The sequence below is a fragment of the Delftia sp. DT-2 genome (assembly GCF_028401915.1).
GTDB lineage: Bacteria > Pseudomonadota > Gammaproteobacteria > Burkholderiales > Burkholderiaceae_C > Comamonas > Comamonas tsuruhatensis.
Map to the genome: position 1 here is coordinate 58,482 of NZ_JAQOTI010000018.1, position 25,697 is coordinate 84,178.

The 25,697-nt window shown below is 66.2% G+C and carries 25 protein-coding genes; 13 read left to right on the top strand and 12 right to left on the bottom strand.

Features of this window, described 5'->3' with window-relative positions:
* Window positions 1-147: 147 nt before the first annotated feature.
* The 5 genes from acnB to PO605_RS26290 form a co-directional block, all read right to left on the bottom strand.
* Window positions 148-2,739 carry a bifunctional aconitate hydratase 2/2-methylisocitrate dehydratase gene (gene acnB / locus PO605_RS26270; RefSeq protein ID WP_016450204.1) on the bottom strand — a complete coding sequence of 864 codons (2,592 nt, stop codon included), beginning with the start codon at window positions 2,737-2,739 and terminating at the stop codon, window positions 148-150.
* A gap of 63 nt (window positions 2,740-2,802) precedes the next feature.
* Window positions 2,803-3,384 carry a hypothetical protein gene (locus tag PO605_RS26275; RefSeq protein ID WP_016450203.1) on the bottom strand — a complete coding sequence of 194 codons (582 nt, stop codon included), beginning with the start codon at window positions 3,382-3,384 and terminating at the stop codon, window positions 2,803-2,805.
* A 31-nt stretch (window positions 3,385-3,415) separates the two neighbouring features.
* Window positions 3,416-4,435 carry an HpcH/HpaI aldolase/citrate lyase family protein gene (locus PO605_RS26280; protein ID WP_012204351.1) on the bottom strand — a complete coding sequence of 340 codons (1,020 nt, stop codon included), beginning with the start codon at window positions 4,433-4,435 and terminating at the stop codon, window positions 3,416-3,418.
* The gene (gene tam / locus PO605_RS26285; RefSeq protein ID WP_272207112.1) at window positions 4,432-5,238 is read right to left on the bottom strand and encodes a trans-aconitate 2-methyltransferase; all 807 of its coding nucleotides are present in this window, start codon (window positions 5,236-5,238) and stop codon (window positions 4,432-4,434) included. The genes PO605_RS26280 and tam overlap by 4 nt, the downstream gene beginning before the upstream one ends.
* Before the next feature lie 14 nt (window positions 5,239-5,252).
* Window positions 5,253-6,239 carry a malate dehydrogenase gene (locus PO605_RS26290; protein ID WP_012204349.1) on the bottom strand — a complete coding sequence of 329 codons (987 nt, stop codon included), beginning with the start codon at window positions 6,237-6,239 and terminating at the stop codon, window positions 5,253-5,255.
* 218 nt (window positions 6,240-6,457) lie between these two features.
* Between PO605_RS26290 and PO605_RS26295 the strand changes: the two genes are divergently transcribed.
* The 10 genes from PO605_RS26295 to PO605_RS26340 all read left to right on the top strand — a co-directional run bounded on the left by PO605_RS26295 (window position 6,458) and on the right by PO605_RS26340 (window position 15,380).
* On the top strand, window positions 6,458-7,246 hold the full coding sequence (locus PO605_RS26295) for a GntR family transcriptional regulator (protein ID WP_016450201.1): 789 nt from the start codon (window positions 6,458-6,460) through the stop codon (window positions 7,244-7,246).
* Window positions 7,247-7,380: 134 nt separating this feature from the next.
* Window positions 7,381-7,803: a succinate dehydrogenase, cytochrome b556 subunit gene (gene sdhC, locus PO605_RS26300; protein WP_272207113.1), complete on the top strand. Its 423-nt coding sequence runs from the start codon at window positions 7,381-7,383 to the stop codon at window positions 7,801-7,803.
* Between the two features lie 35 nt (window positions 7,804-7,838).
* Window positions 7,839-8,204 carry a succinate dehydrogenase, hydrophobic membrane anchor protein gene (sdhD, locus tag PO605_RS26305; protein WP_012204346.1) on the top strand — a complete coding sequence of 122 codons (366 nt, stop codon included), beginning with the start codon at window positions 7,839-7,841 and terminating at the stop codon, window positions 8,202-8,204.
* A 33-nt stretch (window positions 8,205-8,237) separates the two neighbouring features.
* Window positions 8,238-10,043 (top strand): succinate dehydrogenase flavoprotein subunit, encoded by a 1,806-nt coding sequence (sdhA, locus tag PO605_RS26310; RefSeq protein WP_016450199.1) that lies wholly within the window; start codon window positions 8,238-8,240, stop codon window positions 10,041-10,043.
* Window positions 10,044-10,070: 27 nt separating this feature from the next.
* Window positions 10,071-10,775 (top strand): succinate dehydrogenase iron-sulfur subunit, encoded by a 705-nt coding sequence (locus PO605_RS26315; RefSeq protein WP_012204344.1) that lies wholly within the window; start codon window positions 10,071-10,073, stop codon window positions 10,773-10,775.
* A complete protein-coding gene (locus tag PO605_RS26320; protein ID WP_012204343.1) occupies window positions 10,775-11,074 on the top strand; it encodes an FAD assembly factor SdhE in 300 nt (99 codons plus the stop codon). The genes PO605_RS26315 and PO605_RS26320 overlap by 1 nt, the downstream gene beginning before the upstream one ends.
* 25 nt (window positions 11,075-11,099) lie before the next feature.
* Window positions 11,100-12,410, top strand: a complete 1,311-nt coding sequence (locus tag PO605_RS26325) for a citrate synthase (protein WP_016450198.1) — start codon at window positions 11,100-11,102, stop codon at window positions 12,408-12,410.
* 240 nt (window positions 12,411-12,650) lie between these two features.
* The gene (locus tag PO605_RS26330) at window positions 12,651-13,304 is read left to right on the top strand and encodes a peptidoglycan recognition protein family protein (RefSeq protein WP_272207114.1); all 654 of its coding nucleotides are present in this window, start codon (window positions 12,651-12,653) and stop codon (window positions 13,302-13,304) included.
* The gene (locus tag PO605_RS26335; protein ID WP_272207115.1) at window positions 13,301-13,810 is read left to right on the top strand and encodes a hypothetical protein; all 510 of its coding nucleotides are present in this window, start codon (window positions 13,301-13,303) and stop codon (window positions 13,808-13,810) included. The genes PO605_RS26330 and PO605_RS26335 overlap by 4 nt, the downstream gene beginning before the upstream one ends.
* A 253-nt stretch (window positions 13,811-14,063) precedes the next feature.
* Window positions 14,064-15,380: a DEAD/DEAH box helicase gene (locus PO605_RS26340; protein WP_272207116.1), complete on the top strand. Its 1,317-nt coding sequence runs from the start codon at window positions 14,064-14,066 to the stop codon at window positions 15,378-15,380.
* 11 nt (window positions 15,381-15,391) lie between these two features.
* Here PO605_RS26340 and PO605_RS26345 read toward each other — a convergent pair whose 3' ends face one another.
* Complete coding sequence (locus PO605_RS26345; RefSeq protein WP_016450194.1) at window positions 15,392-16,429, bottom strand: GlxA family transcriptional regulator; 1,038 nt, start codon at window positions 16,427-16,429, stop codon at window positions 15,392-15,394.
* 238 nt (window positions 16,430-16,667) lie between these two features.
* On the opposite strand from PO605_RS26345, the gene PO605_RS26350 reads away from it, so the two are divergent.
* Window positions 16,668-17,777, top strand: a complete 1,110-nt coding sequence (locus PO605_RS26350; protein ID WP_012204334.1) for an S-(hydroxymethyl)glutathione dehydrogenase/class III alcohol dehydrogenase — start codon at window positions 16,668-16,670, stop codon at window positions 17,775-17,777.
* A gap of 249 nt (window positions 17,778-18,026) precedes the next feature.
* Entirely contained in the window at window positions 18,027-18,899 is an 873-nt protein-coding gene (fghA, locus tag PO605_RS26355; protein WP_046240405.1) for an S-formylglutathione hydrolase, read from the top strand.
* Between the two features lie 159 nt (window positions 18,900-19,058).
* Here fghA and phnX read toward each other — a convergent pair whose 3' ends face one another.
* The 5 genes from phnX to phnD are packed head-to-tail and all read right to left on the bottom strand — an operon-like array spanning window position 19,059 to window position 23,720.
* Window positions 19,059-19,907 carry a phosphonoacetaldehyde hydrolase gene (gene phnX, locus PO605_RS26360; RefSeq protein ID WP_272207117.1) on the bottom strand — a complete coding sequence of 283 codons (849 nt, stop codon included), beginning with the start codon at window positions 19,905-19,907 and terminating at the stop codon, window positions 19,059-19,061.
* Between the two features lie 54 nt (window positions 19,908-19,961).
* The gene (gene psrA, locus PO605_RS26365) at window positions 19,962-21,050 is read right to left on the bottom strand and encodes an iron-containing alcohol dehydrogenase PsrA (RefSeq protein ID WP_272207118.1); all 1,089 of its coding nucleotides are present in this window, start codon (window positions 21,048-21,050) and stop codon (window positions 19,962-19,964) included.
* Between the two features lie 50 nt (window positions 21,051-21,100).
* A complete protein-coding gene (gene phnE, locus PO605_RS26370; protein ID WP_272207119.1) occupies window positions 21,101-21,946 on the bottom strand; it encodes a phosphonate ABC transporter, permease protein PhnE in 846 nt (281 codons plus the stop codon).
* Window positions 21,946-22,836, bottom strand: coding sequence for a phosphonate ABC transporter ATP-binding protein (gene phnC / locus PO605_RS26375; RefSeq protein ID WP_099752408.1), 891 nt, complete (start codon window positions 22,834-22,836; stop codon window positions 21,946-21,948). The genes phnE and phnC overlap by 1 nt, the downstream gene beginning before the upstream one ends.
* Window positions 22,833-23,720 carry a phosphonate ABC transporter substrate-binding protein gene (gene phnD, locus PO605_RS26380; RefSeq protein WP_272207120.1) on the bottom strand — a complete coding sequence of 296 codons (888 nt, stop codon included), beginning with the start codon at window positions 23,718-23,720 and terminating at the stop codon, window positions 22,833-22,835. Before phnD ends, phnC begins: the two co-directional genes overlap by 4 nt.
* Window positions 23,721-23,901: 181 nt before the next feature.
* On the opposite strand from phnD, the gene PO605_RS26385 reads away from it, so the two are divergent.
* Window positions 23,902-24,756 carry a LysR substrate-binding domain-containing protein gene (locus PO605_RS26385; RefSeq protein WP_272207121.1) on the top strand — a complete coding sequence of 285 codons (855 nt, stop codon included), beginning with the start codon at window positions 23,902-23,904 and terminating at the stop codon, window positions 24,754-24,756.
* Between the two features lie 53 nt (window positions 24,757-24,809).
* Here PO605_RS26385 and PO605_RS26390 read toward each other — a convergent pair whose 3' ends face one another.
* Window positions 24,810-25,676 carry a fumarylacetoacetate hydrolase family protein gene (locus tag PO605_RS26390; RefSeq protein ID WP_272207122.1) on the bottom strand — a complete coding sequence of 289 codons (867 nt, stop codon included), beginning with the start codon at window positions 25,674-25,676 and terminating at the stop codon, window positions 24,810-24,812.
* Window positions 25,677-25,697 lie beyond the last annotated feature (21 nt).

Here is a 25,697-nt window from a genome sequence, read left to right on the forward strand (position 1 = left end):
GGCGAGGCTCCACTGGTTCACTTGGTTTCCACGTTAGCACATGCTCAAAAGCATGCTTGCGGACATGCCAGATGCCCAGACAGACCCATCGCAAAAGACAAAGCCCGCCGAAGCGGGCTTTGCTCATGGAGCCGGATCAGGCCGGACTCAGGCGCTCACGCCCTTGGCCACATCCGCGTACTCTTCGATCTGGTCGAAGTTCATGTAGCGGTAGACGCTGGACTTGTCGGCATCGATCACGCCCATTTCCTTGAGGTATTCCTCCTTGGTGGGCAGCTTGCCCAGGCGCGATGCGATGGCGGCCAGCTCGGCCGAGCCCAGGAACACGTTGGTGTTCTTGCCCAGGCGGTTGGGGAAGTTGCGGGTCGAGGTGGAGATCACCGTCGCGCCTTCGCGGACCTGGGCCTGGTTGCCCATGCACAGCGAGCAGCCCGGCATTTCGGTGCGGGCACCGGCCGTGCCGAAGGCAGCGTAGTGGCCTTCCTTGATCAGCTCGTTCTGGTCCATCTTGGTGGGCGGAGCCACCCACAGCTTGACGGGGATGTCGCGCTGGCCGCCCAGCAGCTTGGCTGCTGCGCGGAAGTGGCCGATGTTGGTCATGCACGAACCGATGAAGGCTTCATCGATCTTGGTGCCGGCCACTTCGGACAGGAACTTGGCGTCATCGGGATCGTTGGGGCAGCAGACGATGGGTTCCTTGATGTCGGCCAGGTCGATCTCGAACACGGCAGCGTATTCGGCGTCCTTGTCGGCTTCGAGCAGGTCGGGCTTGGCCAGCCAGGCTTCGACCTTCTCGATGCGGCGCTGCAGCGTCTTGGCGTCGGCGTAGCCGTCGGCGATCATGTTCTTCATCAGAACGATGTTCGAGGTCAGGTACTCCTTGATCGGCTCGGGGTTGAGCTTGATCGTGCAGCCGGCAGCCGAGCGCTCGGCCGAGGCGTCGGACAGCTCGAAGGCCTGTTCCACCTTGAGGTCGGGCAGGCCTTCGATTTCCAGGATGCGGCCCGAGAAGATGTTCTTCTTGCCGGCCTTGGCCACGGTCAGTGCGCCTGCCTTGATGGCGTACAGCGGAATGGCATGCACCAGGTCACGCAGGGTGACGCCGGGCTGCATTTCGCCCTTGAAGCGCACGAGCACGGACTCGGGCATGTCCAGGGGCATCACGCCCGTGGCGGCGCCGAAGGCCACCAGGCCGGAACCTGCAGGGAAGGAGATGCCGATGGGGAAGCGCGTGTGCGAGTCGCCGCCCGTGCCCACGGTGTCGGGCAGCAGCAGGCGGTTGAGCCAGGAGTGGATCACGCCGTCACCGGGACGCAGGGCCACGCCGCCGCGGTTGCTGATGAAGGCAGGCAGCTCGCGGTGGGTCTTGACGTCCACGGGCTTGGGGTAGGCGGCCGTGTGGCAGAAGGACTGCATGACCATGTCGGCCGAGAAGCCCAGGCAGGCCAGGTCCTTGAGCTCGTCGCGGGTCATGGGGCCGGTGGTGTCCTGCGAACCCACGGTGGTCATGCGCGGCTCGCAGTAGGTACCGGGGCGCACGCCCTGGCCTTCCGGCAGGCCGACGGCGCGGCCGACCATCTTCTGGGCCAGCGTGAAGCCGGCGTTCGAAGCAGCGGGCGCCTGGGGCAGGCGGAACACGGTGGAGGCAGACAGGCCCAGGAATTCGCGGGCCTTGGCGGTCAGCGAACGGCCGATGATCAGGTTGATGCGGCCGCCGGCGCGCACTTCGTCGAACAGCACGTCGCTCTTGAGCTGGAACTCGGCGACGGTCTCGCCGTTCTTGACCAGCTTGCCGTCATAGGGCAGCACGTCGATGACGTCGCCCATCTCCAGCTTGGAGACGTCCACTTCGATGGGCAGCGAGCCGGAGTCTTCCTGCGTGTTGAAGAAGATGGGGGCGATCTTGCCGCCCAGGGTCACGCCGCCGAAGCGCTTGTTGGGCACGAAGGGGATGTCCTGGCCCGTGGCCCAGACGATGGAGTTGGTGGCCGACTTGCGCGAGGAGCCGGTGCCGACCACGTCGCCCACGTAGGCGACCAGGTGGCCCTTCTTCTTGAGGTCGTCGATGAACTGCATCGGGCCGCGCTTGCCGTCTTCCTCGGGCTTGAAGGCCGCGTCGGGACGGGTGTTCTTGAGCATGGCCAGGTAGTGCAGCGGGATGTCCGGACGGCTCCAGGCATCGGGTGCAGGCGACAGGTCGTCGGTGTTGGTCTCACCGGGCACCTTGAAGACGGTGACGGTGATCTTCTTGTCCACTTCGGGGCGCGAGGTGAACCACTCGGCGTCGGCCCAGCTCTGCATGACTTCCTGGGCCTTGGCGTTGCCGGCCTTGGCCTTGGTGGCCACGTCGTTGAAGAAGTCGAACATCAGCAGCGTCTTCTTCAGCGCGTCGGCAGCGACGCCGGCGACTTCGGCGTCGTCCAGCAGCTCGATCAGGGGATGCACGTTGTAGCCGCCCACCATGGTGCCCAGCAGCTCGGTGGCCTTGGCCTTGGAGATGAGAGCCACCTGGATGTCACCGTGGGCCACGGCTGCCAGGAAGCTGGCCTTGACCTTGGCGGCATCGTCCACGCCCGGAGGAACGCGGTGCGTGAGCAGGTCGAGCAGGAAGGCGTCCTCGCCAGCGGGCGGGTTCTTGATCAGCTCGATCAGTTCGGCAACCTGCTTGGCATCCAGCGGCAGCGGGGGGATACCGAGCGCGGCGCGTTCGGCCACGTGGTCACGGTAGGCTTTCAACATGATTCTCTCTCCATGGTTTTCTAAAGTGGGGCTGCTTGCGGGACGCTCAGGTCCGGGCCTGGATTACTGGCCGGCGGGCTTGGGTGCTTCCAGCAGGCTGGGAGGCGGGTTCTTCTTGATGGCCTCGGCCACCTGAAGCTGGTCAGGGCTCATGCATTCGTCGGCCAGGCGCTGGCCGACCTTCTGGTTCATGAGCATGGACTTGTTGGCGATCTGCAGCCAGACGGCGCCGGCATGCTTGTCTTCCAGGCGCACGGTGCCGGTCGAGGTCTTGACGGGCGCCATGTGGTACTTGAAGCCCTTGCCGTCGATGTTGAAGTAGCCGGGGTTGGACTGGTCGGCCGTCACATTGACGAAGGCGCCCAGCTCGCAGGGAATGCGGCCGGTGTGCACGCGCTCCGAGATGGCCAGGTCTTCGGCGGACAGCGGCTGCTGGGCAGCAGCTGCCACGGCAGCCGCACCGCCGACTGCGGCAGCGCCGGCAGCGGCCTTGGCCGCGGTGGCCTTCTTGGCGGGAGCCTTCTTGACCGCAGGCTTGGCGGCGGCCTTGGCCGGAGCCTTCTTGGCAGGTTCGGCGGCGCTGGCGCCCAGGCCCATGGCCAGCAAGGGGGCTGCGATCAGGATGGAGGCGATAGCTGTCTTCATACGTTGGGCTCCTGCAAATTCCCGGTGTGGGCTAAGCAAGTGATTCTGATGCAAACCAGGGCTGCACCTGCGGGGGCAGCGCCTGGCCGGTCTGGTGGGCACGTGTGAGCAACTGCCAGAAGTAGCGGTAGCTCGCCCGGTCATGTAATACACCATCCACGCTGACGGGCGCCCAGTCGGCGGCCTCGGCGGCGGTAAGTATTTGTGCGGCCTGCGCCACTTCGTCGGCCTGGGGCGCGAACGCGGCGAGGATGGGACGGATCTGGTCCGGGTGGATGCTCCACATGCGGGTATAGCCGAGCCGCCGTGACGCCTGTGTGGCAGCGGCCTGCAGCGCCTGTGGATTCCTGAATTCGGTGACCACGCAGTGCGAAGGCACCTTGCCGTGCGCGTGGCAGGCAGCTGCGATCTCCAGCTTGGCACGCACGACCAGCGGATGGTCGAACTGGCCGGCCGAGCCCATGGCCGAGGCGGGAATCGCGCCGCCATGGGCCGAGACGAAGTCCATCAGGCCGAAGGAAATGCTCTGCACGCGCGGGTGTGCGGCGATGTCGAAGGCACGGTGCACGGCGGCGGGCGACTCGATGAGCACATGCAGCGGCAGTTCGCGGCAGCCCAGTCGGCCCAGATGCCGCTCGGCCAGCAGCACGTCGTCCACGCTTTCCACCTTGGGCAGCATGAGGTGGCACAGGCGGTCGCCGGCCTCGCCGACGATGATGTCCAGGTCCTGCGCGAAACTGGCGTGGTCCACGGCATGCACGCGCGCAGCCACGCGGGCGCCGGGCGCGGCATCGCGCGCCAGCGAGGCCACCAGGCGCGCATGGGCCGCCTCCTGGCCCACGGGGGCACCGTCCTCGCAGTCCAGCGTGACGTCGAACACGCAGGTGCCGAACTCGGCCATCATCTCGGCCTGCAGCTGCAGGCTCTTGCGCATGCGCACTTCCACGCCGCTGTAGTGGTCGCAGACGGGCAGGTGCAGGGCACCGCCCTGCGCATCGAGCAGCACCTGGGCCGGGTGTGCGCGAGAGGGTGTGGACGTGGCGGCGGTCATGGCTTGCGCTGGGCGACGATGAACAGGCGGGGGAAGGCCAGCAGGCGCCGGCCGTCGGCGCGCACGCCGTAGGCGGCGTCCACGCGGTTTTCGTATTCGGTGAGGAAGTCGGCCTGCAGGGCTTCGGGCAGGCCCTCGACGAAAGGCTTGAGGCCGGTGCCGCGCAGCCATTGGACGATGGCGCCGGCCGAGTCCATGGGATGCTGGTAGACGGTGTGCCAGACATCGACGGCGCCGGCCTCGACGCCGGCCTGCTCCTGCGGTCCGGCCAGCAGGTCGTAGTAGCTGCGGATGGGCAGGATGTCGGCCCGCACCTTGGCGGCATCGCCGATGTAGGCGGCAAACTTGGGCAGGCTGGCGATCTCGCGCATCACGCGGTGCGTGGCTTCCTGCCGGTTGTCGGGCATCTGTATCGCCAGCACGCCCCCTGGCGCCAGTTGGGCGAACAGGCGGGGTATCAGCGTTTCATGCTCCCCCACCCACTGGAGGGAGGCATTGGCATAAATCAGGTCGGGAGCGCTCTCGCCGGGGGCGGGCGTCCAGCAAGCAATGTCGGCCAGCGCGAAGCGGGCCTCAGGCAGATGCTGGCGCGCGGTGGCCAGCATCGCCTGGGAGTTGTCTATGCCGGTGATCGTGGCACCGGCATAGCGCTGTGCAAGCAGCGCGGTGGAATTGCCCGGCCCGCATCCCAGGTCCACCACATGGCGGGCCTGGGCCAAGGGCACACGCTCCAGCAGCTCGGCTGCGGGGCGCGTACGCTCATTGGCGAAACGCAGGTAAAGCGCGGGATTCCAGTCGAGCATGGCTTGCCGGCGGCTTACAGCAGGTGCTTGACGCCGTCCTGTTCGCCTTGCAGCTCGGCCAGGGTCTTGTCGATGCACTCTTGCGAGAAGGCGTCGATTTCCAGGCCTTCGACGATCTTGTACTCGCCGTTCTCGGTGGTGACCGGGAAGCCGAAGACGATGCCGGCGGGGATGCCGTATTCGCCGTTGGAGGGCACGCCCATGGTGACCCATTCGCCGCCCGAGCCCAGGGCCCAGTCGCGCATGTGGTCGATGGCGGCGTTGGCAGCCGAGGCAGCCGAGGACAGGCCGCGCGCTGCAATGATGGCGGCGCCACGCTTGCCGACGGTGGGCAGGAACACGTCCTTGTTCCAGGCCTGGTCGTTGATCTTGGCCTTGACGCTTTCACCGTTGACGGTGGCGAAGCGGTAGTCGGCGTACATCGTGGGCGAGTGGTTGCCCCAGACGGTCAGCTTGCGGATGTCGCCGACCTTGAAACCGGCCTTGGCAGCCAGCTGCGATGCAGCGCGGTTGTGGTCCAGGCGCAGCATGGCGGTGAAGTTCTTGGCCGGCAGGTCCGGAGCCGACTTCATGGCGATGTAGGCGTTGGTGTTGGCGGGGTTGCCGACGACCAGCACCTTCACGTTGCGCGAGGCCACGGCGTTCAGCGCCTTGCCCTGGGCCGTGAAGATCTGTGCGTTGGCAGCCAGCAGGTCGGCACGTTCCATGCCGGGGCCGCGGGGACGCGCGCCGACCAGCAGGGCGTAGTCGGTGTCCTTGAAGGCTTGCAGGGGGTCGGAGTGGGCTTCTATGCCGGCCAGCAGGGGGAAGGCGCAGTCTTCGAGTTCCATGATCACGCCCTTGAGCGCGTTCTGGGCCTTCTCGTCGGGAATCTCCAGCAGTTGCAGAATGACGGGCTGGTCCTTACCCAGCATTTCGCCGGAGGCGATGCGAAACAGCAGGGCGTAACCAATTTGACCGGCGGCACCGGTGACGGCGACACGAACGGGCTTCTTGCTCATGATGAAACTCCAGGGATGGGGAAAAAATCAGGTGTTATCGGCGCCAGGTCGCACCAGCGTCAGAAACCAGCAGCCCGTGCTCCGCAAACAACGCGAAAGTGTACTCCCGATTTCGGAGCCCGGTCAATTTGTCTTATGTCTTATATAAGATATGATCGACGTCTGTTTCCAAGTCTTTCATCTGCGTCGCCGGGAGCCTCCCCACCCCGAACTTTCCCATGCCAGCCCTGCCTCCCCTCGCCTCTGAAACCGCCGCTGCCACCATCGGCGCGGGCGCATCGACCCCGGCCTTCAGCCCGCTGTACCAGCAGATCAAGGGACTGATACTGCAAAGCCTTGAAGCAGGCGAATGGCGGCCCGGCGAGCTGATCCCCAGCGAGATGGAGCTGGCGGCGCGCTTTCGCGTGAGCCAGGGCACGGTGCGCAAGGCCATCGACGAGCTGGCCGCGGAAAACCTGGTGATGCGCCGCCAGGGCAAGGGCACCTTCGTGGCCACCCACGCGGCCCAGCATGTGCAGTACCGCTTCCTCAAGCTGCAGCCCGACGCCGGCGACCAGCAGGGCGAGGGCCGTGCCGAGCGCCGCATCATCGACTGCCGGCGCCTGCGCGCATCGGCCGACGTGGCGCGCGGCCTGGCGCTGCGCAGCGGCGACGCCGTGATGCATGTGCGCCGCGTGCTGTCGTTCTCCGCAATCCCGACCATTTTGGAAGACATCTGGCTGCCGGGCCACGCCTTCAAGGGCCTGACCGCCGAGCAGATGTCCGCCTACCAGGGCCCCACCTACGCCATGTTCGAGCTGGACTACGGCGTGCGCATGGTGCGCGCCGACGAAAAGATCCGCGCCGTCCTGCCCGAGGCCGAACAGGCCCTGCTGCTGGACGTGCCCAGCACCACGCCCCTGCTGAGCGTGGAGCGCACCGCTTACACATACAACGATGTTCCCATGGAGTTACGCCGTGGCCTGTACCGCACCGACACCCATCACTACCGCAACGCGTTGAGCTGAACGATCCGTTCCCCAGAGATGCGGGCGAAAATACGCAATTCCCAGCAAAGCTGTTTTTATTGCATTGCAATAGAATTTTGCATCGCCGCCCCTGAGCGATTACGAAGCAGTTACATCCACGAAAGTACCCTGCCATGACTGAGCAAGCCAAAAAGCGGCCAGAGTTCCGCAACATCAACTTCTTCAAGGACCTCCCCACCTACCGGTTGCCGCCGGCCGGCATCGTGTCCATCCTGCACCGCATCAGCGGCCTGCTGATGTTCATCCTGCTGCCTTTCATCCTGTGGATGATGGACATGTCGCTGACCTCGGAGATCTCCTTCGACGGCTTCACCTCGGTTTTCACGGGTCCCTTCGGATGGTTCCTCAAGCTCGTGTGCCTGGCATTGATCTGGGCCTACCTGCACCACTTCTGCGCCGGCCTGCGCCACCTGTTCATGGACGTGAACCACCATGCGGTCAACAAGCAGTTCGGCAAGACCTCCGCCCTGGTGGTGCTGGTGCTGAGCGTGGGTCTGACCCTGATCCTGGGCGCCAAGCTGTTCGGCCTGTACTGATAGACGATCTCCCCTCACGATAAGGAAAAAGAACCATGTCCGTGAATTACGGCTCCAAGCGCACCGTGGTCGGTGCGCACTACGGCATCCGCGACTGGATGGTGCAGCGCGTCACCGGCGTGCTGATGGCACTGTTCACCATCGTGCTGCTGGCCAAGCTGATCTTCAGCACCGGCTCCGTCGGCTATGACCTGTGGGCCGGCATCTTTGCCCCGCAGTGGATGAAGTTCCTGACCTTCGCCGTGATCGTCTCGCTGGCCTGGCACGTCTGGGTCGGCGTGCGCGACATCTGGATGGACTACGTCAAGCCCGTGGGCCTGCGCCTGGTGCTGAACGTTTTCACCCTGGTCTGGCTGGTCGGCTGCGCCGGCTGGGGCATCCAGATCCTGTGGCGTATCTGATAGAGACTCGGTCTCCACGATTGAAGGTTAAGAATGAGCTACTCCAAAGCAAACATCACCAAGCGCAAGTTTGACGTCGTCATCGTCGGCGCTGGCGGCTCCGGCCTGCGTGCCGCGCTGGAACTGTCGCGCGCCGGCCTGTCCGTGGCCTCGCTGTCCAAGGTCTTCCCCACGCGCTCGCACACCGTGGCCGCGCAGGGCGGCGTGTCCGCTTCGCTGGGCAACATGAGCGAGGACAACTGGCACTACCACTTCTACGACACCATCAAGGGCTCCGACTGGCTCGGCGACCAGGATGCGATCGAGTTCATGTGCCGCGAAGCGCCCAACGTCGTGATCGAGCTGGAACACTTCGGCATGCCGTTCGACCGCAACCCCGACGGCACCATCTACCAGCGCCCCTTCGGCGGCCACACGGCCAACTACGGTGAAAAGCCCGTGCAGCGCGCCTGCGCCGCGGCCGACCGTACCGGCCACGCCATGCTGCACACGCTGTACCAGCAGAACGTCAAGTCCAAGACCAACTTCTTCGTGGAGTGGATGGCGCTGGACCTGATCCGCAACACCCAGGGCGACGTGGTCGGCGTGACCGCCATCGAACTGGAAACCGGCGACCTGTACGAGCTGCACGCCAAGGCCGTGCTGCTGGCCACGGGTGGCGCTGGCCGCATCTTCCAGGCATCGACCAATGCCTTCATCAACACCGGCGACGGCCTGGGCATGGCTGCACGCGCAGGCATCCCGCTGCAGGACATGGAGTTCTGGCAGTTCCACCCCACCGGCGTGGCCGGCGCGGGCGTGCTGCTGACCGAAGGCTGCCGCGGCGAAGGCGCCATCCTGCTCAACAGCGAAGGCGAACGTTTCATGGAGCGCTACGCTCCCACGCTGAAGGATCTGGCACCGCGTGACTTCGTGTCCCGCTCCATGGACCAGGAAATCAAGGAAGGCCGTGGCTGTGGTCCCAACAAGGACTACATCCTGATGAAGCTGGACCACCTGGGCGCCGACACCATCCGCAAGCGCCTGCCTTCGGTGGAAGAGATCGGCCACAACTTCGCCAACGTGGACATCACCAAGGAACCGATTCCCGTGGTGCCCACCATCCACTACCAGATGGGCGGCATTCCCACCAACATCAACGGCCAGGTCGTGGTGTGGGACGGCCAGCAGAACAACGTGGTCAATGGCCTGTATGCCGTGGGCGAATGCTCGTGCGTGTCGGTGCACGGCGCCAACCGCCTGGGCACGAACTCGCTGCTGGACCTGCTGGTCTTCGGCAAGTCGGCCGGCAAGCACATCGTGCAGTTCGTCAACGGCTTCGGCGACCACAAGCCCGTGCCGGCCGATGGCTCGGAGCGCACGCTCACGCGCCTGAACCAGCTCGACGACTCCAAGGAAGGCACCTACGCCCAGGACCTGGCTGGCGACATCCGCGCCACGATGCAGCAGCATGCCGGCGTGTTCCGCACGCAAAAGAGCATGGACGAAGGCGAAGTCAAGATCAACGCCATCCGCGAACGCGTGGGCTCCGTGACCCTCAAGGACAAGTCCAAGGTCTGGAACACCGCCCGCATGGAAGCGCTGGAAGTGGACAACCTGATCGAAGTGGCCCAGGCCACCATGATCTCGGCCGCTGCCCGCCACGAATGCCGCGGCGCCCACACCGTGTACGACTACGAGCATCCTGCCGACCACGCCGAGTTCCCGCTGGGCCGCAATGACAAGGAATGGCTCAAGCACACCCTGTGGTACAGCGCCACCAACAGCCTGGACTACAAGCCCGTGAACCTGAAGCCCCTCACGGTGGACAGCGTGCCGCCCAAGGTCCGCACGTTCTAATCCAGCAGCCCACGAGAGAACAGACAAATGAAGCGCACTTTCAAGATCTACCGCTACGACCCGGACAAGGATGCCAAGCCCTACATGCAGACCGTCGAGGTCGAGCTGGACGGCCACGAGCGCATGCTGCTGGACGCCCTGGTCAAGCTCAAGGAGATGGACCCCTCCATCTCGTTCCGCCGCTCCTGCCGCGAAGGCGTGTGCGGCTCGGACGCGATGAACATCAATGGCAAGAACGGCCTGGCCTGCCTGACGAACATGAAGACCCTGCAGGGCGACATCGTTCTCAAGCCCCTGCCCGGCCTGCCCGTGATCCGCGACCTGATCGTGGACATGACGCAGTTCTTCAAGCAGTACCACTCGATCAAGCCGTACCTGCAGAACGACAGCTTCGCGTCTCCCACCAAGGAACGCCTGCAGTCGCCTGAAGAGCGCGAAGAGCTCAACGGCCTGTACGAGTGCATTCTGTGCGCCAGCTGCTCCACCAGCTGCCCCAGCTTCTGGTGGAACCCCGACAAGTTCGTGGGCCCGGCCGGCCTGCTGCAGGCCTACCGCTTCATCGCGGACAGCCGCGACGAGGCCACGGGTGACCGCCTTGACAACCTGGAAGATCCGTACCGCCTCTTCCGTTGCCACACCATCATGAACTGCGTGGACGTGTGCCCCAAGCACCTGAACCCCACGCAGGCCATTGGCAAGATCAAGGAACTGATGGTCCGTCGGGCCATCTGATGACCATGACGAATACTCTGCTCGACGAACGCGAGCGAGACCTGCTGCGCTGGCGCTGCCGGCGCGGCCTGGTCGAGAACGACCTGTTCATCGCGCAGTTCTTCGCCACCTACGGAGACCAGCTCACGCGGAGACACGCGAGCGGTCTGTCTGCCTTGATGGACCTGGCAGACAACGACCTGATGGACCTCTTCTTGCGTCGCAAGGAGCCTGAAGGTGAACTCGATACCCAAGAAATCAGGGAAGTTCTGGAACTGGTGCGCAAGCGCAAGCCCGGTTCTCTCCCGCTAGTAGGCTAGGTAATCTAGAGAAGGAAGTTTGGAAATGAAACTCGCAGACAACAAAGCAACGCTGTCTTTCAGCAACGGCGCCCCCAGCGTCGAGCTGCCCGTCTACCAGGGCAACGTCGGTCCCGACGTGGTGGACATCCGCAAGCTGTACGCGCAGACCGGCATGTTCACCTATGACCCGGGCTTCCTCTCTACCGCCTCGTGCCAGTCCGCCATCACCTACATCGATGGCGACAAGGGCGAGCTGCTGTACCGCGGCTACCCCATCGAGCAACTGGCCAAGAACTGCGACTACCTCGAGACCTGCTACCTGCTGCTGTACGGCGAGCTGCCCAACGAGTCGCAGAAGGCCGACTTCGTCGAGCGCGTGACCAAGCACACCATGGTCAACGAGCAGATGCAGTTCTTCCTGCGTGGTTTCCGCCGTGACGCCCACCCCATGGCCGTCCTGACGGGTCTGGTCGGCGGCATGTCGGCCTTCTACCACGACAACATGGACATCAACAACGCCGAGCACCGCGACATCGCCGCGATCCGCCTGATCGCCAAGATGCCCACGCTGGTCTCCATGGCCTACAAGTACGGCATCGGTGCGCCGTACATGTACCCCAAGAACGACCTGAGCTACGCCGGCAACTTCATGCGCATGATGTTCGGCAACCCCTGCGAGGAGTTCAAGGTGAACCCCGTGGTCGAGCGCGCACTGGACCGCATCTTCATCCTGCACGCAGACCACGAGCAAAACGCCTCCACCTCCACCGTGCGTCTGTGCGGCTCGTCGGGCACCAACCCCTTCGCCGCCATCTCGGCCGGCGTGGCCTGCCTGTGGGGCCCTGCCCACGGCGGCGCCAACGAAGCCTGCCTGAACATGCTGGAATACCTGCAGGCCAACGGCGGCGTTGCCAAGGTCGGCGAGTTCATGGAACAGGTCAAGGACAAGAACAGCGGCGTCAAGCTGATGGGCTTCGGCCACCGCGTCTACAAGAACTACGACCCCCGCGCCAAGCTCATGCAGGAAACCTGCAATGAAGTGCTGGCCGAACTGGGCCTGGAAAAGGACCCCCTGTTCGCCCTGGCCAAGGAAGTCGAGAAGATCGCCCTGGAAGACGACTACTTCGTGCAGCGCAAGCTCTACCCGAACGTGGACTTCTACTCCGGCATCGTGCAGCGCGCCATCGGCGTGCCCGTGAACCTGTTCACCGGCATCTTCGCCCTGGCCCGCACCGTGGGCTGGATCGCCCAGCTCAACGAGCAGATGGCCGACCCCGAGTACAAGATCGGCCGTCCCCGCCAGCTGTTCACGGGCTCCGTGTCCCGCGACGTCAAGCCGATCGGCCAGCGCTGATCGCAGGTCCGGGCCTCAGCGGCCCGGCACCCAAAAGCCCCATGCCTTTGCATGGGGCTTTTTTCATGGGCGAGTCCACCGTTCCAGAAGGCTACGCCACTCCTAGGAACACCATTCTGGCTATCGTGGCATGGATCTCGATTGATCACATCTACCCTAAGGTGACCGTTGACCCTCCCTGAAACGGGATGGAGGCGCAGCGCAATGCCCGCTGCCGTTCAACGCAACCCCGGGACTCACATGCTTGTCGAAATCACCAAGGACGGAATGCTCATCCATGCGCGCGTCAAGAATGCGCGCAGCCCCGCCATCGAGAGAGGAAAGCGGACCGCCGCCATCACCGGCATCGTCGTGCACCAGACCGATGCCAACACGGCCCAGTCTTCGCTGAACAGCTACAAAAACCCGAAGGCCAATGCGGCACACTTTCTCATCGACAAGGACGGAACCATCTACCAGACTGCGGCCATCTACCAGCGCACCAACCATGTGGGGCCGCTGAAGGCGAGATGCCTGCTTGTGGGGAAATGCAGGGCCAGGGACTATGAAGGAGCAGGCGTAAAGGGAATGCACCGCATCGAGATGATGAAAGCCCCTGGCGATCGCTATCCGAGCAACATGGAAGCCATAGGCATCGAGATGGTTGGCAGGGCTGTGCTGCCGAAAGGGTTCAAGCCCCCTCAGCGACGAAAGGAACTGAGTCCGGAAGGGATTCGGGGAGAATTTGGCGTCTACCCCACACCGACTGAGGCACAAAACCGTGCTCTGACATGGCTGGTTGAAGCACTGCAAGATTCCATGCAACTATCGCCCAGTGAAGTCTTCAAGCACCCTGAAGTAAGCCGGAAGAACCTGTCCGAGGCAGAAGGCGCAAACAGGGAAATGGCACCATGAGCTTCATTTTCTTTCGCACTGTGACTGTGATTTCGGCAATGGCCATGACATCGATGCTCCATGCGGCCGATGCCAGATACCCAGTCAGGCAGATACAGAAAATCGACATCATCGAGCCCTCAGGCGGCTCTTCTTGGGAAGACAAGAACTGGCTTGATTGCAACGATGTGATATTGACCGAAGAGGATGTGCGATATGCGCTGCAGCACATGCGCAAAATTTCAGAGAAGCACTACTTCGGTGAATATATGGAAAGAACAGGGTGTTCAGGAGGAGCGTCCGTCAAGTTCAAGAGCGGAAAAATCATCGTCATGGGAATCGAACCCACAGGACGTATTAATCTTTTCGAGGCCAACAAAAAGCTGGACCCTATTGGAGTACCTGGAAGCTTCTACGACTGCCAACCCTGCAACAAACGCAAGATGGACCTGCTGCAGGACGCCCTGGACCGCGCAACCGAACGACGGCTCAAGGAGCTGAAGAGGCAGGGACGACTTCCTCCATGAGCCGCCTCCATTCGATCTTCTGGGCACTCATTTCGGCGATGCCCGATCCCTGGGCATGCACGCGCCACCGGCCCAGCTGCAACGGCAGGTGGCCTGGTGAATGGCCCGCTGGCCGGCTGCGCCGCCTGGCCTGACAGCCGGGCCAAGCCCCCTGCTTCACGCAGCGGCGCGGTTTCGCCGACAATGCCCCCCCGGCCCTCGTGGCCGGGCCTTTCTTGCGCCGGGGTTCCGGCCCCAGCCACTCCTGCACACCATGAACTTTGCCTCCCTCGGCCTGAGCCCGGCGCTGGTCTCCAGCCTCCAAGACCTGGGCTTGGTCGATCCCACGCCCATACAGACCCAGTCCATCGCCCCCGTGCTTGCGGGCCGCGACCTCTGGGCCTGTGCGCCCACGGGCTCGGGCAAGACGGCCGCCTACCTGCTGCCGCTGCTGCAGCGCTGGATGGATGGCGGCAAGGCCCAGGGTGCCCAGGGCGGCTTTGTGCGAACCCTGACCACGCTGATCGTGGTGCCCACGCGCGAGCTGGCCCAGCAGGTCGGCGAGACGCTGTCCGACCTGGGCCGCGCGCTCAAGCAGCCGCCGCGCATCGGCGTGGTCTATGGCGGCGTGTCCATCAACCCGCAGATGATGATGCTGCGCGGCAGTGCCGACTTCCTGGTGGCCACGCCGGGCCGCCTGCTGGACCTGGTGGAGCACAACGCCGTGCGCCTGTCCGCCTTGCGCCACCTGGTGCTGGACGAGGCCGACCGCCTGCTGGACCTGGGCTTTCAGGAAGAGCTGCAGCGCGTGCTGGCCCTGCTGCCGAAGCAACGCCAGACCCTGCTGTTCTCGGCCACCTATCCCGATGCCGTGCAATCGCTGGCCACGGGCCTGCTGCACGATCCCGTGCAGGCACGCGTCGATGCCGCCGAAGGCCAGGATACCGCCAGCCCGCAAAGCATCACCCAGCGCGCCATTGCCGTGGACCGTGCGCGCCGCACCCAGCTGCTGCGCACACTGGTACAGGGGGAGACGGCGCCCGGCACCGACCCCGCCACGCTGGAGCGCGCCCTGGTCTTCGTGGCCACGCGGCACACGGCCGAACTGGTGGCGGAAAAGCTCTACAAGGCCGGCATCTTCGCCACGGCCTTCCATGGCGACCTGAGCCAGGGCGCACGCAAGGAAGCGCTGGCCGACTTCAAGGCCAGGCGCTGGCAGGTGATGATCACCACCGACCTGGCGGCGCGCGGCATCGATATCACCCAGTTGCCCCTGGTCGTCAACTACGACCTGCCGCGCTCGGCCACCGACTATGTGCACCGCATCGGCCGCACGGGCCGCGCGGGCGAGGACGGCACGGCCATCAGCTTTGTCACGCCGGCCGACCAGGCGCACTGGGCGCTGATCTGCAAGCGCAACCAGCTGGACCTTGAACTGGAGCAGTTGCCGGGCTTCGAGCCCACCGAGCCCGTGCCGCCGCCCCCGGTGGCCCAGGACGGCAACGGCGGCATCAAGGGCCGCCGCCCCAGCAAGAAGGACAAGCTGCGCGCCGCGGCCGCCGAAGCAGCCGAGACCGCAAAAAAGAACTGAGCGTTTCCGGTTCAGCCCGCGCCGCCTCGCCCGCCAAAGCGATCCCGGTACGCCACCGGGGTAATGCCCAGGTGGCGCACGAACAGGTGGCGCAGCGCCTGCTCCGAGCCCAGGCCCACGCGCGCGGCCACGGTCTTGAGCGGCAGATGGGCCTGGCTTTCCAGCAGTTGCTTGGCCGCCTCCAGCCGCGCGCTCTCCACAAAGGCCGTGGGGCTTTGCCCGGTTTCCTGCTGGAACACTCGGCGCAGGTGGCGCTCGCTCATGTGCGCCTGCTCGGCCATCTGCGCAAGGGTCAGGGGCTCGGCCAGGTGGGCCATCACCCACTGCTGCACGGCCTGCACGCCGCCGTGCTGCGCGGCCTGGGCCGCCAGCGGCACGCTGAACTGCGACTGGCCACCGGGACGCTTGAGGTACATGACCAGGTCACGCGCCACCTCCAGCGCCAGCGCGTGGCCGAAATCCTCTTCCACCACGGCCAGGGCCAGGTCGATGCCGGCCGTCACGCCGGCCGAGGTCCACAGTTGGCGGCTGCCTTCGCCATCGCGGATCTCCTCGCGCAGGTAGATGGCATCGGCATCGACCTGCACGCGCGGATGGCGCTGGGCCAGTTGCGCCGTCACGCTCCAGTGCGTGGCCGCGCGCCGGCCGTCCAGCAAGCCCGCCTCGGCCAGGAAGAAGCTGCCCGAGCACAGCGCAATCAGCCGCTGCACGCGCGGCGCCACGCGGCCCAGCCAGGCGACCAGCTCGGCCGAGCCGCCCAGCACCTGCTCGATATGGCGCGAGCCCACGACGACCACGGTGCAGCCCATGCCTGCAGCCTCCAGCCCGGCCAGCGTATGCGTGGCCTCCAGCGACATCAGCGTGTCCGAGCGCACGGGCCCTTGCCGCTGCGAGACCACGCGCACCTCGTAGCCGTCGCTCTGGCCCCGGGCGCGCAGGTGCACGTTGGCATAGTCGAACACCGACATGGGCCCTATGGCCTCCAGCGCCTTGAAGCCGGGGTAGACGACAAGATCGATGCGGTGGGCGCTGGCGTGGCGGTGGTCCATGGGAAACGGCGGGCTCGGAGGCGGTCAGGGTGGAAAGAATGGGGCGGACTATACGAAAAGACGCAAGCACCCACGGCCAGCAGGCCCGGCCGACGCCGGCCACACCCCTCAGATTCGGACATATCACCTGGGGCTGCGGCCATGATGTGGCCGGGCCGCCCGGCCATGGCCTACATTCAAGGCTTCGCGGAGCGCGCGCACTGCCGCTCCTGAGCCACCCCGACAGAAAGACACGCCCATGAAATCCAAAGCCGCCGTCGCCTTCAAGGCTGGAGAACCCCTGCAGATCGTCGAGATCGACGTGGCCCCCCCGAAGAAGGGCGAGGTCCTGATCAAGATCACCCACACCGGCGTCTGCCACACCGACGCGTTCACGCTGTCGGGCGACGACCCCGAAGGCATCTTCCCCGCCGTGCTCGGCCATGAAGGCGCGGGCATCGTCGTCGAGGTCGGCGAAGGCGTGACCAGCGTCAAGCCCGGCGACCACGTCATCCCGCTGTACACCGCCGAATGCGGCGAATGCCTGTTCTGCAAGAGCGGCAAGACCAACCTGTGCGTTTCCGTGCGCGCCACCCAGGGCAAGGGCGTGATGCCCGACGGCACCACGCGCTTTTCGTACAACGGCGAGCCCATCTACCACTACATGGGCTGCTCCACCTTCAGCGAGTACACCGTGGTCGCCGAAGTCTCGCTGGCCAAGATCCACCCCGATGCCAACCCCGAGCAGGTCTGCCTGCTGGGCTGCGGCGTGACCACGGGCCTGGGTGCCGTCAAGAACACCGCCAAGGTCCAGGAAGGCGACACCGTGGCCGTGTTCGGCCTGGGCGGCATCGGCCTGGCCGTGATCCAGGGCGCCAAGCTGGCCAAGGCCGGCCGCATCATCGCCGTGGACACCAACCCCTCCAAGTTCGACCTGGCCCGTACCTTCGGCGCCACCGACTGCGTGAATCCCAAGGATTTCGACAAGCCCATCCAGCAGGTCATCGTCGAGATGACGGGCTGGGGCGTGGACCACAGCTTCGAGTGCATCGGCAACGTCAACGTGATGCGTGCCGCCCTGGAATGCGCGCACCGCGGCTGGGGCCAGTCGGTCATCATCGGCGTGGCCGGCGCGGGCCAGGAAATCTCCACACGCCCCTTCCAGCTGGTGACGGGCCGCAAGTGGCTGGGCACGGCCTTCGGCGGCGTCAAGGGCCGCAGCGAGCTGCCCGGCATGGTCGAGCAGGCCATGAGCGGCGAGATCCAGCTGGCCCCCTTCGTCACGCACACCATGGGCCTGCCGGAGATCAACGAGGCTTTTGACCTGATGCACGAAGGCAAGTCCATCCGCTCCGTCGTCGTGTACTGAAGCTCCCCCTGAGGCGCTGCGCGCCCTCCCCCGTTGCACGGCGCCTCTCTACTCGCTACGCGAGGGAGGGGGACGATGCCCTCGGCTGGGCGCCCCCGCCGCGAGGCGGCTCTTGCTCGGCGTCTCTCGTCTGGGCAGCGCCAGTTTCATGGGCCGTTGACCGTGTATAGCGTATCAACTCCCATCTTTGAATGCTGCACGCACCGCTTGCCAAGGTGCTCGTAGCATTTTTCTTTTTTGAGGAACACCATGTCCGCACTGCCGCCCCTGGAACTCAAGAACGCCCATGCCTGCTTCGGCGGCGCACAGCGTTTCTACGAGCATTTCTCCGCCGAGATCGGCCTGAACATGAAGTTCTCGGTCTTCCTGCCGCCCAAGGCCGTGGCCGGCGAGAAGGTGCCCGCCGTGCTCTATCTGGCCGGGCTGACCTGCACCGAAGAGACCTTCATGACCAAGGCCGGCGCCCAGCGCCTGGCCGCCGAGCTGGGCATCGCCCTGATCGCGCCCGACACCAGCCCGCGCGGCGCAGGCCTGCCCGGCGAGGCCGATGCCTGGGACTTCGGCGTGGGCGCGGGCTTCTACCTGGACGCCACCACCAGGCCCTGGGCACTGCACTGGCGCATGGAAAGCTATCTGCTGGGCGAGCTGCTGCCGCTGATCGCCGCGCGCCTGCCCATCGACGCGCAGCGGCTGGGCATCTTCGGCCACTCCATGGGCGGCCACGGCGCGCTCACGCTGGCGCTGCGCCATCCGGGCCGCTTCAAGAGCCTGTCGGCCTTCGCGCCCATCGCCAACCCCGTCAACTGCCCCTGGGGCCAGAAAGCCTTCTCAGGCTATCTGGGCGATGACCGCAAGGCTTGGGAAGCGCATGACGCCAGCTGCCTGATGGCCGCCCAGACCCAGGCGCCCTACCCGGCCGGCATCCTCGTGGACCAGGGCCTGGCCGACAAGTTCCTGATCGAAAAGCAGCTGCTGCCCGAAGCCTTCGAGGCCGCCTGCGCCCAGGCCGGCCAGCCGCTGACGCTGCGCCGCCACGGCGGCTACGACCACGGCTACTACTTCATCCAGAGCTTCATTGATGACCATCTGCGCCATCATGCAGAGCAGTTGAGTACCCCCTGAGGCGCTTCGCGCCTTCCCCCGTGTGCACGGCGCCCTCTCTCGCTTCGCGGGAGGGGGACGACGCCATCGCCGCGAGGCGGCTCTTGCTCGGCGTCCCTGTTTTTTTGGCCGCGCCAGTTTCAAAGGGTGATAAGCCCAACAGGTGCAGGGCAGCTTGCCTCAACCTGGCCTATGGCCAGCGCGCATGTCCTGCGCAATACGCTCCAGTACCTGCGGCAGGTTCTTGACGCTGGCGATCACGTGGTGGGCGCCGGCTGCGCGCAGCTTGGCTTCGGCGCGGGCCACGCGCTCGCGCACTTCTTCGGCGGGGGCGGCGGCCAGTTCGGCGGGGGAGTAGCCGACTTCGTTGCCGGACAGGGTCAGGCCCACGGTCCACATGCCGGCGTTGCGGCCTTCCTCGATGCCGGGCACGGTGTCGTCCACCTTCACGCAGGCGCGCACATCGCCGATGCCCAGCGCCAGCACATTGGCCAGCGCCATGAAGGGGCCGGGGCGGCCGCCTGCGGCCATTTCATCGCCGGCCACCACATGGTCAGGAGCCAGGCCGTTGGCCGCTGCCTGCGGCAGCAGCTGGTTCAGGACTTCACGCGGATAGCCCGAGCACGAGCCCACCTTCAGGCCCTGCGCGCGCAGCCAGCCCAGCAGCTCGGGCGCGCCTTCGATGGGTGCCGAGAACTCGCCGACCTTGGCGATCTGCATGGGCATGAAGCGGGCGTAGATGGCGTCCACGTCGGCGTCGCCAGGCGGCTGGCCGAAGGCCTTGTGCCATTGCGCGCAGATGCCTTCGTCCTGCAGCAGTTCGTGGATGTGCTGCCACTTGGACAGGCCCATGGGGCCGCGTGCCTGGGCCAGGGTGATGGTGATGCCGAAGCTGGCAAAGGCCTCGACAAAGATCTGCGTGGGTGCCAGCGAGCCGAAATCGACCAGGGTGCCGGCCCAGTCGAAGATGACGGCCTGCAGCGGCGACAGATCGGCGGCGGCGGCGGTGGAGACGGTGGTGTGGTTCATGGTGCTTTTTGACTAGGAAAGAGGTTCAAACAGAAGAGGGCCGCACGCGCCTGTTCATTCCAGCGTGCGGATGAAATTGCGCCCGCGCGGGCCGGATGCGGCCGACTGCAGCAGCTGCTGCCACTCATCCCCAGGCACGCCGTAGTGGGCGGGATCGGTGGCCACGCCCAGGCCTTCGAGGAAGTTGCGCAGGCGCTGCACGGCCAGCTCGCCCGTGGCGGCATCGAAGATGGACAGCAGGGCCGCATCGGCCTCATCGTCGGCGCCCAGGGCCATCTCCAGCACCAGCGGCAGGCTGAACGAGCAGGCAATGCCGTGGGCCACGCCATGGCGCAGCGTGATGTCGTAGGACAGCGAATGCGCCAGCGCCGTGCGGGTGTTGGAGAAGGCCAGGCCGGCCATCAGGGCGGCCTCGGCCATGCGGCTTCGCAGCGGCAGGCTGCCCAGGTCCTGCATCAGCGCGGGCAGCGTGGCCAGGGTGCGGCGCGCGGCGCCCACGGCCAAGGTGGTGGAGACGGGATTGCGGTGCCGGTTCCAGATGGACTCCAGCGCATGCGACAGCGCATCCAGCCCCGAGGCCAGCGTGGCGCCGGCCGGCAGGCTTTGCATGAGCTGCGCGTCGATGATGGCGGCCTCGGGCCAGGTCCAGTGCTGGTGCAGCGAGTGCTTGCGGCCAGCGGCCTGGTCCCAGATCGTGGCCCAGGGCGTGACCTCGCTGCCCGTGCCGGCCGTGGTGGGAATGGCGATCAGCGCCTTGTGGCCTGCGGCCGGCAGGGCCAGCCCCTGCTCCAGGGCCTGCAGCAGTTCGCCGAAACGCCGCGTGGGCGTGGCGCACATCAGCGCCTTGGCCGAGTCGATGGCGCTGCCGCCGCCCAGGGCCACGATGCACGGGACCTCGGCGTATTCGCGGTGCACGCGGTCATACAGCGGGGCCAGCCACTGCACATCGGGATTGGGCGCAATGCCGTCCACCACGCCGCGCAGCTGGCTGCCCAGCCGTTGGCGCAGTTGCTGCACCAGGCCCAGGGATTCGGCCTCGGGAAACGTCACCAGCAGGCAGTCGCGCCCGGCCAGCAGCTCGGGCAGGCGGTCCAGGCGGCCGGGGCCGGCATGGATGGCAACGGGGTTTTGATAGGTCCACACAAATCGGTCCTTTGAATGAAACGGGGGTGCCGGGAAAAAAAGCGCTGCCCTCAATGGCGGGTGCCCTGCTGGATGCGGCGGCGCAGCCAGTGGGAGACGAGATCGGCGGCGATCACCATCACGGTGATGACCACGATGCAGGTGGCCGTCTCCTGGTAGCGGAACAGCTTGAGGCTGCCGACCAGCTCGAACCCCAGCCCGCCCGCGCCCACCATGCCCAGCACCGTGGCCGAGCGCAGGTTGACCTCGAAGCGGTAGAGCACGACCGCGATCCAGGCCGTGATGGCCTGCGGTATCACGCCGAAGACGATGAGCTGCAATTGCGTGGCGCCTGCGCTGCGCAGGGCCTGCAGCGGGCCGTCGTCGATCTCTTCGATGCTCTCGGCGAAGAACTTGCCCAGCATGCCCATGCCATGCAGGGCCAGGGCCAGCACGCCGGGAAACGGCCCCAGGCCCACGGCCGAGACAAAGACCAGCGCCAGGATCAGCTCGTTGATGCTGCGCACCACGTTCAGGAACTGACGCGTGATGCGCCGCAGCCAGTGCCAGCCATGCAGGTTGCTGGCCGCGATGAAGGACAGCGGCAGCGCCAGCACCACGGACAGCAGCGTGCCCCAGATGGCGATCTGCACCGTCTCCAGCGCGGGCGCCATCAGGCGCGGCAGCATGCTCCAGTCCGGCGGCACGGAGCGCGCCACGAAGTCTGCGATCTGGGGCATGCCTGCCGCCAGTTCGCCCCAGCTCATCTGCGCGCCGCCCGCGCTCCAGTGCAGCACCCAGGCGATGGCCAGGGCCGCAGCCGCATAGCCTGTCCAGCCCAGGGTGCCGTGGGGGCGCGGCGCGGTCCATTGCCAGCGGCCGCGCGGCTCGGGGCTCCAGGAATTGGCGCTGGTCATCACAGTCCTCCTGCGGGCGCGCTGGCCCGCATCCACGAGGCAGGCACCGGCGCCTGCGCATGCAGGCCGGCAGGCCCTATGGCCGCCGTGCCCGGTGGTGTGTCCGGCTCTGCGCCCTGCCCTGCTCCTTGCCCTGCGCCTTGCCCAGCAGTGGGCTGCGCATGGTAGATGGCCTGCAGCGCGGCCTCGTCCAGCGCCTGCGGCGATCCGTCATAGACCATGCGGCCCTGGGCCAGGCCCAGCACGCGGTCGCCGAACTCCCGCGCGTAGTCCACCTGGTGCAGGTTGCAGACCACGGCAATGCCCAGCTCGCGCGTGGCATCACGCAGGTACTGCAGCACGCTGCGCGCGGTCTTGGGGTCCAGGCTGGCCACGGGCTCGTCGGCCAGGATGACCTGGGGCTGCTGGGCCAGCGCGCGGGCAATGCCCACGCGCTGCATCTGCCCGCCCGACAGCGCCTCGGTGCGTTCCAGCGCCTTGTGGGCCAGGCCCACGCGCTCCAGGCACTGGTCGGCCAGGCGGATATCGCTTTCGCGGAACAGCTGCAGCACCGAGGCCAGGGTGCCGGTCTGGCCCAGGCGCCCGGTCAGCACGTTCTTGCGCACCGACAGGCGCGGCACCAGGTTGTGGTGCTGGAAGACCATGGCCACGTGGCGAGCCAGCTCGCGCCGGCTGTGCCTGCCGCCTCCCAGCATCAGGTCCATGCCGCCCACCTCCAGCGTGCCGCTGTCGGCGCGGGCCAGGCCGTTCATGCAGCGCAGCAGCGTGGACTTGCCGGCCCCCGACAGGCCCAGCATGACGACGAACTCGCCGGGCTGCACATCCAGGTCGATGCCATGCAGCACATGGTTGCTACCATAGCTCTTGCGCAATTGGCGGATGCGGATCATTTCATGCTCCCGAGGTCCAGCTTCAGGGCCTTGGCCGTCTGGCGCACCACGTCGTAGGCCTTGTCATCCGTGGCCGCGAAGCCGTCGAGCACGCCCTGGTCACCCCAGGGCAGGTCCTTGACCTCGGCCAGGGCCGCAGCCACCTTCTGCTTGGTGCCGGCGTCCAGGTTCTTGCGCCAGGTCATGGGCGACTCGGGGATGGGCTGGGAGCGCCAGACGATCTGGAAGTCCTCGCGCTTGACCAGGCCCTTGTTCACGGCCGAGTCGAAGATGCGGTCGGCCACGGCCGCCGCATCCACCTTGCCGTTGGCCACGGCCATGATGCTGGCGTCGTGCGAGCCCGAGAAGATCACGCGCGAAAAGCCCTTGTCCGCATCGAAGCCCTCGGCCATCAACCCGGCCTTGGGAAACAGGTGGCCCGACGCCGAGGTCGGGTCCACAAAGGCAAAGCTGCGGCCCTTGAGATCGGCCACGCTGGCCGGGCCCTTGTCCTTGCGGGAGATCACCATGCTGTGGTACGCGCTCTTGCCCGTCTTCTTGGTCACGGCCACGGCAAAGGCCTCGGCGCCTGCCACCTGGCTGGCCAGCACGTACGAGAACGGGCCGAGGAAGGCGATGTCGATCTTGTTGGAGCGCAGCGCCTCGATCACGCCGTTGTAGTCATTGGCCACGAAGGGCCGCACCTTCATGCCGGTGCGGGTGGCCAGCTGGTCCATGACCTGCTGGCTGGCGCGGATCATGGCCTGCGCGTCCTCCGAAGGGATCAGGCCCACGCGCAGCTCGGCGCTCTGGGCAAAGACGGCAGTGGTAGCGGTGGCGGCGGTGGCGGCCAGGGCCAGCACGGCACCGGCATGGCGCAGCCAGGTCTTGCGGTTCATCTTCATGGGAGCGTTCCTTTGCATCAGGTCAGGCACATCGGCAGATCGGTGGATCCGTGAATCGCCGGCCAAATCGCCAGGCGGGTGGGGATGGCTGAATGCTAGGAGCGACATATTTCTGCCATGTGAAAGTTTCAGAATCGGTTTTGACAGCATCCATAGACAAAACCTTGAGATACCGACTTTCGTGAGCAACGCCCGCTACCGCGCCTTCATCGCCGTCGCCCACCATGGCAGCCTCAGCGCCGCCGCCCGCGCACTGGGCGTGAGCCAGCCCACCATCTCCACGCAGATCGCCACGCTGGAGCGCCAAAGCCAGATCGAGCTGTTCCACCGCCGCGGCTACCGCATGACGCTCACTGGCGCAGGCGCCAGACTGCTGCCCATGGCGCAGAAAATCATGGCGCTGGAGGCCGAGGCCGAATTCTTCCTGCGCGACTCGGGGCAGTTGCACCAGGGCGAGCTCAAGATCGGCGCCGTGGGGCCCTTCCATGTGATCGAAATGGTGGCCGCCTACCGCGCACGGCACCCGGGCATGCAGCTGTCCATCCGCATGGGCAACTCGCAGCAGGTGCTGGCCGACCTGGAACGCTACGACACCGACGTGGCCGTGCTCGCCGGCCTCTACGACCGCCCGGAGCTGCTGGCACGCGAGTACGCGCGCCACGTCATCGTGCTGTTCGCCCATGTGGCCCATCCCTTCGCGCGGCGCAGCGAAATCGCGCTGTCCGAACTGCAGGGCCAGCCTTTGCTGCTGCGCGAGCACGGCTCGACCACGCGCACCGCGCTGGAATCGGTGCTGCAGGCCGCCGGCGTGCAGCCGCGCACCGAACTGGAGATCGGCAGCCGCGAAGCCATACGCGAAGCCGTGGCGCGCGGCCTGGGACTGGGCGCCGTGTCCGAAGCCGAATTCATCCCCGACCCGCGCTTTCGCCCGCTGCGCATCGCGGGCGACCCGGCCAGCACCACCACCTATGTCTATTGCATGCGCGAGCGCAGCGACAGCCTGCTGGTGAGGTCGTTCATGGACGCGTCACAGTGATCAGCCGATGCCGCAGACGCTGCAGCTCGCAGCTCGCCGCCCGCCACCCGCCGTCAGTCCAGGGCCGGCGCATCGACGATCGGATTGCGGAGAATGCCGATGCGCTCCACCTCCACCTCGCAGACATCGCCCGCCTTCATCCAGACCTGGGGGCTGCGCGCCAGACCGACGCCCGAGGGCGTGCCCGTGATGATGATGTCGCCAGGCTGCAGCGCCATGCCCTGCGAGCAGGCCGCGACCAGGGTGGCCACATCGAAGATCATGTCGCGCGTATTCGCGTCCTGCAGCACCTGGCCGTTGAGCCGGCACTGGATGCGCAGGCCGGCCGCGCCCGGCGGCAGTTCGTCGGCGGTGACGAACTCGGGTCCGAAACCGCCGCTGCGGTCGAAGTTCTTACCCCACAGCCACTGGGCGGAGCGAACCTGGTAGTCGCGCACCGACCCATCGTTGAACAGCGAGTAGCCGGCCACATGCTCCAGCGCGCGGGCCTTGTCGATATAGCGCCCGGCCTTGCCGATCACCGCCACCAGCTCGGCCTCGTAGTCGAACTGGGTGGACACAGGCGGGCGCTCCAGCGCCTGCCCATGCGCCACCCACGAGGAGGCATAGCGCTGGAAGATGACAGGATGCCGGGGCAGCTCGAAATGGCTCTCGGCGGCATGGTCCACGTAGTTGAGCCCTATGGCGAAAGCCTTGGACGGGTTGAGCACGGGCGGCAGGATCTTCAGCCCCTGCAGGGACAAACGCTTGCTGGCCGCGGCGGCCGCCTGTTGCGCGGCCTGCAGGCCGTGGGGCCCTTGCGCGAGCAATTCGTCCAGTGTCGCGGGCAGGCCCAGGGCCGTGATGTCCACCAGCTCCTGGCCGGACCGCACGCCCAGGGCCGGCCGGCCCTGGGCATTTCTGAAGGCAATGATTCGCATGGAAATACTCCGTTGAAAGCG

What these genes read in the sequence shown, in the direction of transcription:
- acnB (WP_016450204.1), bottom strand. Translation starts at nt 2,739, where the DNA reads ATGTTGAAAGCCTACCGTGACCACGTGGCCGAACGCGCCGCGCTCGGT.
- PO605_RS26275 (WP_016450203.1), bottom strand. Translation starts at nt 3,384, where the DNA reads ATGAAGACAGCTATCGCCTCCATCCTGATCGCAGCCCCCTTGCTGGCC.
- PO605_RS26280 (WP_012204351.1), bottom strand. Translation starts at nt 4,435, where the DNA reads ATGACCGCCGCCACGTCCACACCCTCTCGCGCACACCCGGCCCAGGTG.
- tam (WP_272207112.1), bottom strand. Translation starts at nt 5,238, where the DNA reads ATGCTCGACTGGAATCCCGCGCTTTACCTGCGTTTCGCCAATGAGCGT.
- PO605_RS26290 (WP_012204349.1), bottom strand. Translation starts at nt 6,239, where the DNA reads ATGAGCAAGAAGCCCGTTCGTGTCGCCGTCACCGGTGCCGCCGGTCAA.
- PO605_RS26295 (WP_016450201.1), top strand. Translation starts at nt 6,458, where the DNA reads ATGCCAGCCCTGCCTCCCCTCGCCTCTGAAACCGCCGCTGCCACCATC.
- sdhC (WP_272207113.1), top strand. Translation starts at nt 7,381, where the DNA reads ATGACTGAGCAAGCCAAAAAGCGGCCAGAGTTCCGCAACATCAACTTC.
- sdhD (WP_012204346.1), top strand. Translation starts at nt 7,839, where the DNA reads ATGTCCGTGAATTACGGCTCCAAGCGCACCGTGGTCGGTGCGCACTAC.
- sdhA (WP_016450199.1), top strand. Translation starts at nt 8,238, where the DNA reads ATGAGCTACTCCAAAGCAAACATCACCAAGCGCAAGTTTGACGTCGTC.
- PO605_RS26315 (WP_012204344.1), top strand. Translation starts at nt 10,071, where the DNA reads ATGAAGCGCACTTTCAAGATCTACCGCTACGACCCGGACAAGGATGCC.
- PO605_RS26320 (WP_012204343.1), top strand. Translation starts at nt 10,775, where the DNA reads ATGACCATGACGAATACTCTGCTCGACGAACGCGAGCGAGACCTGCTG.
- PO605_RS26325 (WP_016450198.1), top strand. Translation starts at nt 11,100, where the DNA reads ATGAAACTCGCAGACAACAAAGCAACGCTGTCTTTCAGCAACGGCGCC.
- PO605_RS26330 (WP_272207114.1), top strand. Translation starts at nt 12,651, where the DNA reads ATGCTTGTCGAAATCACCAAGGACGGAATGCTCATCCATGCGCGCGTC.
- PO605_RS26335 (WP_272207115.1), top strand. Translation starts at nt 13,301, where the DNA reads ATGAGCTTCATTTTCTTTCGCACTGTGACTGTGATTTCGGCAATGGCC.
- PO605_RS26340 (WP_272207116.1), top strand. Translation starts at nt 14,064, where the DNA reads ATGAACTTTGCCTCCCTCGGCCTGAGCCCGGCGCTGGTCTCCAGCCTC.
- PO605_RS26345 (WP_016450194.1), bottom strand. Translation starts at nt 16,429, where the DNA reads ATGGACCACCGCCACGCCAGCGCCCACCGCATCGATCTTGTCGTCTAC.
- PO605_RS26350 (WP_012204334.1), top strand. Translation starts at nt 16,668, where the DNA reads ATGAAATCCAAAGCCGCCGTCGCCTTCAAGGCTGGAGAACCCCTGCAG.
- fghA (WP_046240405.1), top strand. Translation starts at nt 18,027, where the DNA reads ATGTCCGCACTGCCGCCCCTGGAACTCAAGAACGCCCATGCCTGCTTC.
- phnX (WP_272207117.1), bottom strand. Translation starts at nt 19,907, where the DNA reads ATGAACCACACCACCGTCTCCACCGCCGCCGCCGCCGATCTGTCGCCG.
- phnE (WP_272207119.1), bottom strand. Translation starts at nt 21,946, where the DNA reads ATGACCAGCGCCAATTCCTGGAGCCCCGAGCCGCGCGGCCGCTGGCAA.
- phnC (WP_099752408.1), bottom strand. Translation starts at nt 22,836, where the DNA reads ATGATCCGCATCCGCCAATTGCGCAAGAGCTATGGTAGCAACCATGTG.
- phnD (WP_272207120.1), bottom strand. Translation starts at nt 23,720, where the DNA reads ATGAAGATGAACCGCAAGACCTGGCTGCGCCATGCCGGTGCCGTGCTG.
- PO605_RS26390 (WP_272207122.1), bottom strand. Translation starts at nt 25,676, where the DNA reads ATGCGAATCATTGCCTTCAGAAATGCCCAGGGCCGGCCGGCCCTGGGC.